Genomic DNA, 7926 nt, shown 5'->3' with positions numbered 1-7926 from the left:
ATGTGCCAACTAAATGAGACACATACAGTTGATTTTTTCTTTTGTGATAAGAGTGGAGTTTTTAGAGGTGCCCAATATAGGGATAGATAAATAAAATCGTATTTTCCCGTAAAAAGGAAAAAAGCTTTTTCATTTTCCATAATTTTCTGCTCAAATTATGGTACAATGAAGAGTAAGATTTTAAGTTAGAAATGAGACTGATTTGTATGAGAAAATTTAACAGCCATTCGATTCCGATTCGGCTTAATTTATTGTTTTCAATCGTCATTTTACTCTTTATGACCATTATTGGTCGCCTGCTTTATATGCAGGTTTTGAACAAGGATTTTTACGAAAAAAAGCTAGCCTCAGCTAGTCAGACCAAGGTCACAACCAGTTCTGCCCGTGGGGAAATTTATGATGCTAGTGGAAAACCTTTGGTAGAAAATACGCTAAAGCAGGTTGTTTCCTTTACACGTAGTAACAAAATGACGGCTGCAGATTTGAAAGAAACAGCCAAGAAGTTGCTAGCCTATGTGGGTGTGTCTTCTCCGACAGTGACTGACCGACAGTTGGCGGATTATTACCTAGCAGATCAAGAGGTCTATAAGAAAGCAGTGGAAAGTTTACCACGTGAGAAGCGACTTGATTCTGATGGCAATCAATTATCTGAATCTGAGCTTTACAATAACACTGTTGAAAGTATCGATCCAAGTCAATTGACTTACTCGGATGACGAAAAGAAAGAAATTTATCTTTTTAGTCAGTTAAATGCTGTTGGAAACTTTGCGACAGGAACCATTGCGACAGATCCTCTAAATGATTCTCAGGTGGCTGTTATTGCCTCTATTTCAAAGGAGATGCCTGGCATTAGTATTTCTACTTCTTGGGATCGAAAGATTTTGGAAACTTCCCTTTCTTCTATAGTAGGGAGTGTATCCAGTGAAAAAGCTGGTCTCCCAGCGGAAGAAGCAGAAGCCTATCTTAAAAAAGGCTATTCTCTAAATGACCGTGTTGGAACCTCGTATTTGGAAAAGCAATATGAAGAGACCTTGCAAGGAAAACGCTCGGTGAAGGAAATTCATCTAGATAAGTATGGGAATATGGAAAGTGTCGAAAATATCGAAGCTGGTACTAAAGGGAACAATATTAAACTGACCATTGATTTGGCCTTCCAAGATAGTGTGGATGCTTTGCTGAAAAGTTATTTCAATTCCGAGCTAGGAAATGGTGGAGCCAAGTATTCTGAGGGTGTGTATGCAGTCGCCCTTAACCCCAAAACAGGTGCTGTTTTGTCTATGTCAGGACTCAAACATGACCTGAAAACGGGAGAGTTGACTCCTGATTCCTTGGGAACGGTAACCAATGTCTTTGTCCCAGGTTCGGTTGTTAAGGCCGCTACCATCAGCTCAGGTTGGGAAAATGGTGTTTTATCAGGAAACCAAACCTTAACAGATCAGCCTATTGTTTTCCAAGGTTCAGCTCCAATTTATTCTTGGTATAAATTGGCATATGGATCTTTTCCTATTACAGCTGTGGAAGCCTTGGAGTATTCATCCAATGCTTACATGGTTCAAACCGCTCTTGGAATCATGGGCCAGACCTATCAACCAAATATGTTTGTTGGAACCAGCAATTTGGAAACAGCTATGGGAAAACTTCGTGCGACCTTTGGCGAATATGGCTTGGGGGCTGCGACCGGAATTGACCTACCAGATGAATCTACTGGATTTGTTCCCAAAGAGTATAGCTTTGCTAATTACATCACCAATGCCTTTGGGCAGTTTGATAACTATACGCCCATGCAGTTGGCTCAGTATGTAGCAACTATTGCAAATGATGGTGTTCGGATTGCACCTCACATTGTCGAGGGGATTTATGGAAACAACGAACAAGGTGGCTTAGGGAACTTAATCCAATCTGTTGAAACCAAGGAAATGAATAAAATTAATATTTCTGAGTCTGATGTTTCCATCCTCCAACAAGGCTTTTATCAAGTGTCACATGGTGGTAGTGCTTTGACAACAGGTCGTGCCTTTTCAAATGGTGCAGCGGTATCCATTAGTGGAAAAACAGGTACTGCCGAAAGTTATGTTGCAGGTGGTCAAGAAGCTAACAATACTAATGCTGTGGCCTATGCACCATCAGATAATCCTCAAATCGCTGTAGCTGTTGTCTTCCCTCATAACACCAACCTTACAAATGGTGTCGGACCTTCCATTGCGCGCGATATTATCAACCTCTATAACCAACATCATCCAATGAATTAGAAAGGAACATATGCTTTATCCAACACCTATTGCTAAGCTAATTGACAGTTATTCGAAGTTACCGGGTATCGGGATTAAGACGGCTACCCGTCTGGCCTTCTATACTATTGGAATGTCTGATGACGATGTCAATGAATTTGCCAAAAACCTCCTTTCTGCTAAGAGAGAGCTGACCTATTGCTCCATCTGTGGTCGTTTGACTGATGACGATCCTTGCTCTATCTGTACCGATCCAAGTCGTGACCAGACAACCATTTTAGTTCTCGAGGATAGTCGCGATGTGGCGGCTATGGAGAATATCCAAGAATACCACGGACTCTATCATGTCTTACATGGTCTTATTTCTCCAATGAATGGCGTCAGTCCAGATGATATCAATCTCAAGAGCCTTATGACTCGTCTGATGGATAGTGAAGTTTCAGAAGTAATCGTAGCAACAAATGCTACAGCAGATGGGGAAGCGACATCCATGTATCTTTCTCGTTTGCTCAAGCCAGCTGGTATCAAGGTTACGCGTCTAGCACGAGGTCTCGCTGTCGGAGCGGACATTGAGTATGCGGACGAAGTGACACTCTTACGAGCCATTGAAAATCGAACAGAGCTGTAAGTTTGGACAAATTAACAAACTCAATTCATTTATATAAAAAATCACGGAGACCGACAGTTGTTTTATCGGTCTCTTTTTAGATTTATTGAAGACCAGTATCAGGTTCAAGTTTAAAAAAAGAAGCAAATATGATATACTAAAGAACGAGTATTCTATTAGAATTGGAACAAATAATATGAAACAAACGATTATTCTTTTATACGGTGGACGCAGTGCAGAGCGTGAAGTCTCTGTTCTTTCAGCTGAGAGTGTGATGCGTGCGGTCAACTACGACCGTTTCACAGTCAAGACTTTCTTCATCAGCCAGTCAGGTGACTTTATTAAAACGCAAGAATTTAGCCAGACTCCAGGTCAAGAGGATCGTCTTATGACCAATGAAACCATTGATTGGGATAAGCAAGTTGCACCAAGTGCTATATACGAAGAGGGAGCAGTGGTCTTTCCAGTCCTTCACGGTCCGATGGGAGAAGATGGCTCAGTTCAAGGCTTCCTCGAAGTTTTGAAAATGCCTTATGTTGGTTGTAACATCTTGTCATCTAGTCTTGCCATGGATAAAATCACCACTAAGCGTGTCTTAGAATCTGTCGGGATTGCCCAAGTTCCTTATGTGGCCATTGTCGAAGGTGATGATATGACTGCTAAAATTGCTGAAGTTGAAGAAAAATTGACTTATCCAGTTTTCACAAAACCATCAAACATGGGGTCAAGTGTCGGTATTTCTAAGTCTGAAAATCAAGAGGAACTCCGTCAAGCTTTGAAACTTGCCTTCCAATATGACAGCCGTGTCTTGGTAGAGCAAGGGGTAAATGCTCGTGAAATCGAGGTTGGTCTCTTGGGCAACTACGATGTCAAGAGTACGCTACCAGGAGAAGTAGTCAAGGATGTTGCCTTTTATGACTACGATGCCAAGTATATTGACAACAAGATTACCATGGATATCCCAGCTAAAATCAGTGATGATGTGGTAGCTATCATGCGTCAAAATGCAGAAACTGCCTTCCGTGCCATTGGTGGCCTCGGTCTATCTCGTTGCGATTTCTTCTATACAGATAAGGGAGAGATTTTCCTAAACGAGCTCAATACCATGCCAGGTTTCACCCAGTGGTCTATGTACCCACTACTTTGGGACAATATGGGAATCAGCTACCCAGAACTAATCGAGCGTTTGGTTGAACTTGCTAAGGAAAGTTTTGACAAGCGCGAAGCACATTTGCTATAAAAATGAAAGAGAGGGTAGGAGCCAGAACTATCACTGCAAGGTGACTAGAGTTCTCGGGCTTCGACCCTTTTTAAAGGAGTAGAAATGAAATTAACAATCCATGAAGTTGCCCAAGTTGTCGGAGCTAAAAATGATGTCAGCATCTTTGATGATGCTCAGTTGGAAAATGCTGAGTTTGATAGTCGTTTGATTGCGGCAGGAGATTTATTTGTCCCCCTCAAAGGTGCGCGTGACGGTCATGACTTTATCGAAACAGCTTTTGAAAATGGCGCTGCTGTAACCCTGTCTGAGAAAGAGGTTGCAAATCATCCCTATATTCTAGTAGATGATGTTCTGACTGCCTTTCAGCAACTAGCAGCCTACTATCTCGAAAAAACGACTGTTGATGTCTTTGCGGTTACGGGTTCAAATGGTAAGACAACGACCAAGGATATGTTGGCACACTTGCTATCAACAACCTACAAAACCTACAAAACACAAGGCAACTACAATAATGAGATTGGTCTTCCTTACACAGTTCTCCATATGCCTGAAGGAACAGAAAAGTTGGTCTTGGAGATGGGGCAGGATCACTTGGGCGATATTCATGTCTTGTCTGAATTGGCTCGTCCAAAAACAGCCATCGTGACCTTGGTTGGAGAAGCCCATTTGGCCTTTTTCAAAGACCGTTCTGAGATTGCTAAAGGAAAAATGCAAATTGCAGACGGGATGTCTTCGAATTCCTTGCTCTTGGCACCAGCAGATCCGATTGTAGAGGACTACTTACCAGCTGATAAAAAGGTGGTCCGTTTTGGGCAAGGAGCTGACTTGGAAATTACCGACTTGGTTGAGCGTAAGGATAGTTTGACCTTTAAGGCTAATTTCTTGGAACAAGAACTTGATTTGCCAGTGACTGGTAAGTACAATGCCACCAATGCTATGATTGCGTCCTATGTTGCCCTACAAGAAGGAGTTTCAGAGGAGCAGATTCGTCAGGCTTTTCGAGATCTTGAATTGACGCGTAACCGTACCGAGTGGAAGAAAGCAACCAATGGAGCAGATATCCTGTCAGATGTTTACAATGCCAATCCAACTGCTATGAAGCTGATTTTAGAGACTTTCTCTGCCATTCCAGCCAATGAAGGTGGCAAGAAAATTGCAGTGTTGGCGGATATGAAGGAGCTTGGGGACCAGTCTATTCAGCTTCATAATCAGATGATTTTGAGCCTTTCTCCAGATGTGCTTGATACCGTTATTTTCTATGGAGAAGACATTGCTGAATTAGCCCAATTGGCCAGTCAAATGTTCCCAATTGGCCACGTTTACTACTTCAAGAAAACAGAAGACCAAGACCAATTTGAAGACCTAGTCAAGCAGGTCAAAGAAAGCCTTGGAGTCAATGACCAAATCCTACTCAAAGGCTCTAACTCTATGAATCTAGCCAAATTAGTAGAAAGTTTAGAAAATGAAGCCAAGTGATTTTGTCAAACATTTACGTATTTCTAAATTCATTTTTGACAAATAGCATGGTATAATAAAATGCAGGAAAATTTTGAATCATGAGGAATACTAGATGAATTTATGGGATATTTTCTTTACGACCCAAGCAACAGAGCCACCCAAGTTTGATCTTTATTGGTATGTCAGTATATTTACACTCTTGGCCTTGACCTTTTATACAGCCTATCGTTATCGTGAAAAGAAGGTTTACCAACGATTTTTCCAAATCTTGCAGGCCGTTCAGTTAATCCTTCTTTATGGTTGGTATGGGGTCAATCATATGCCACTGTCAGAAAGTTTACCCTTTTACCATTGCCGTATGGCTATGTTTGTGGTGCTCTTGCTTCCTGGTCAGTCTAAATATAGGCAGTATTTTGCATTACTAGGAACATTTGGGACATTAGCTGCCTTTGTTTATCCAGTGCCAGATCCCTATCCTTTCCCACATATTGCCATTTTGTCCTTTATCTTTGGGCACTTAGCTCTCTTGGGGAACTCACTGGTTTATCTCTTGAGACAGTATAACGCGCGATTGCTGGATGTGAAGGGAATTTTTCTCATGACCTTTGCACTAAATGCCTTGATTTTTGTGGTCAATTTAGTAACAGGTGGAGATTACGGATTCTTGACAAAACCACCATTGGTTGGAGACCATGGCTTAGTAGCTAATTATTTAATCGTTTCCCTGGCCTTATCAGCAGCGATTACGTTAACAAAGAAAATCTTGGAACTATTTTTAGAACAAGAAGCAGAAAAAATGATTGCAAAGAAAGCTTAGAAATGAGCTTTCTTTTTTTCATAAATCTGATTTTTTATAACTTGTTTGGAAAATAAAAAAAGCTAAGGAAAGAATGTGAAAAAATGGTAAGTAAATTTAGGAAAAACTAAGCACGATTGGATTTTTTGTGTTATAATATTCTGTGAATAGCTATGCCCTATTTTAGCTATATTGAATAGAAGTTTGAAACTTGGAAGAGAGAGGATGCGATGTAATGGCTAGAGATGGTTTTTTTACAGGCTTAGATATCGGAACTAATTCGATTAAAGTGTTGGTTGCCGAGCATAGAAATGGTGAACTTAATGTAATTGGTGTAAGTAATGCCAAGAGTAAAGGTGTAAAGGATGGGATTATCGTTGATATTGAAGCAGCAGCAACTGCTATCAAGTCAGCTATTTCCCAAGCAGAAGAGAAAGCTGGCATTTCAATCAAATCAGTGAATGTTGGTTTGCCTGGAAATCTTTTGCAAGTAGAACCAACTCAAGGTATGATTCCAGTTACATCTGATACAAAAGAAATTACAGATCAAGATGTTGAAAATGTTGTTAAATCAGCCTTGACAAAGAGTATGACACCAGATCGTGAAGTCATTACTTTTATTCCAGAAGAATTTATCGTAGATGGTTTCCAAGGTATTCGTGACCCACGCGGCATGATGGGTGTTCGTCTTGAAATGCGTGGTTTGCTTTACACAGGTCCACGTACTATTCTTCACAATTTACGCAAGACAGTTGAGCGCTCAGGTGTTCAAGTTGAAAATATTATTATTTCACCATTGGCTTTGGTTCGTTCAGTCTTGAACGAAGGAGAGCGTGAATTTGGAGCTACTGTGATTGATATGGGAGCAGGTCAAACAACTGTTGCTACAATCCGTAACCAAGAACTCCAGTTTACAAATATTCTTCAAGAAGGTGGAGATTATGTCACAAAAGATATCTCTAAAGTCTTGAAGACTTCACAGAAATTAGCTGAAGGATTGAAATTAAACTATGGTGAAGCCTACCCTTCACTTGCAAGCAATGAAACCTTCCAAGTTGAAGTAATTGGTGAAGTAGAGCCTGTAGAAGTTACAGAAAGCTACCTAGCAGAGATTATTTCAGCCCGCATTAAGCACATTTTTGAACAAATCAAACAAGAGTTGGAAAGAAGACATTTGTTGGATCTTCCAGGTGGGATTGTTCTGATTGGTGGAAATGCTATTTTACCAGGTGTTGTAGAACTTGCACAGGAAGTCTTTGGCGTTGGTGTCAAACTTTACGTTCCAAATCAAGTTGGAATCCGTAATCCTGCCTTCGCTCATGTGATTAGCTTGTCTGAATTTGCTGGTCAATTGACTGAGGTGCATTTATTAGCACAAAGAGCAGTCAAGGGTGAGGATACTTTGCGTCACCAACCAATTAATTTTGGTGGGATGATTCAACGCGTTACGCAAGTAGCACAACCTACCCCTATTCAACCAGTTCAAAATACTGAGGTAGAGCAATCAGCTTCTACGAACGTAGTTGCTCCGAAAGAAGATAAAGTATCTTCTCAAAATAAACCAAAAATCGCAGATCGTTTCCGTGGCTTAATCGGAAGCATGTTTGATGAATAA

Annotated in this window: 6 protein-coding genes; all 6 read left to right on the top strand. The window is 40.8% G+C overall.

All coding sequences use genetic code 11. The features are described from left to right. The first annotated feature begins 191 nt into the window (after nt 1-191). The 6 genes from pbp2b to ftsA all read left to right on the top strand — a co-directional run bounded on the left by pbp2b (nt 192) and on the right by ftsA (nt 7926). Nucleotides 192-2249 carry a penicillin-binding protein PBP2B gene (gene pbp2b / locus K1I71_RS03850; protein ID WP_223330268.1) on the top strand — a complete coding sequence of 686 codons (2058 nt, stop codon included), beginning with the start codon at nt 192-194 and terminating at the stop codon, nt 2247-2249. Nucleotides 2250-2259: 10 nt separating this feature from the next. Then, on the top strand, nt 2260-2856 hold the full coding sequence (gene recR / locus K1I71_RS03845) for a recombination mediator RecR (RefSeq protein ID WP_000966749.1): 597 nt from the start codon (nt 2260-2262) through the stop codon (nt 2854-2856). Nucleotides 2857-3031: 175 nt separating this feature from the next. Continuing rightward, nucleotides 3032-4075: a D-alanine--D-alanine ligase gene (locus K1I71_RS03840; protein WP_223330267.1), complete on the top strand. Its 1044-nt coding sequence runs from the start codon at nt 3032-3034 to the stop codon at nt 4073-4075. An 84-nt stretch (nt 4076-4159) separates the two neighbouring features. Beyond that, nucleotides 4160-5533 carry a UDP-N-acetylmuramoyl-tripeptide--D-alanyl-D-alanine ligase gene (locus K1I71_RS03835; protein WP_223330266.1) on the top strand — a complete coding sequence of 458 codons (1374 nt, stop codon included), beginning with the start codon at nt 4160-4162 and terminating at the stop codon, nt 5531-5533. 94 nt (nt 5534-5627) lie between these two features. Continuing rightward, nucleotides 5628-6332, top strand: a complete 705-nt coding sequence (locus K1I71_RS03830; protein ID WP_023946156.1) for a YwaF family protein — start codon at nt 5628-5630, stop codon at nt 6330-6332. A gap of 214 nt (nt 6333-6546) precedes the next feature. Then, on the top strand, nt 6547-7926 hold the full coding sequence (ftsA, locus tag K1I71_RS03825; protein ID WP_004257776.1) for a cell division protein FtsA: 1380 nt from the start codon (nt 6547-6549) through the stop codon (nt 7924-7926).

It is taken from the genome of Streptococcus mitis (assembly GCF_019929545.1).
Lineage (GTDB): Bacteria > Bacillota > Bacilli > Lactobacillales > Streptococcaceae > Streptococcus > Streptococcus mitis_BU.
This window is presented reverse-complemented; position numbering and strand designations above follow the sequence as displayed.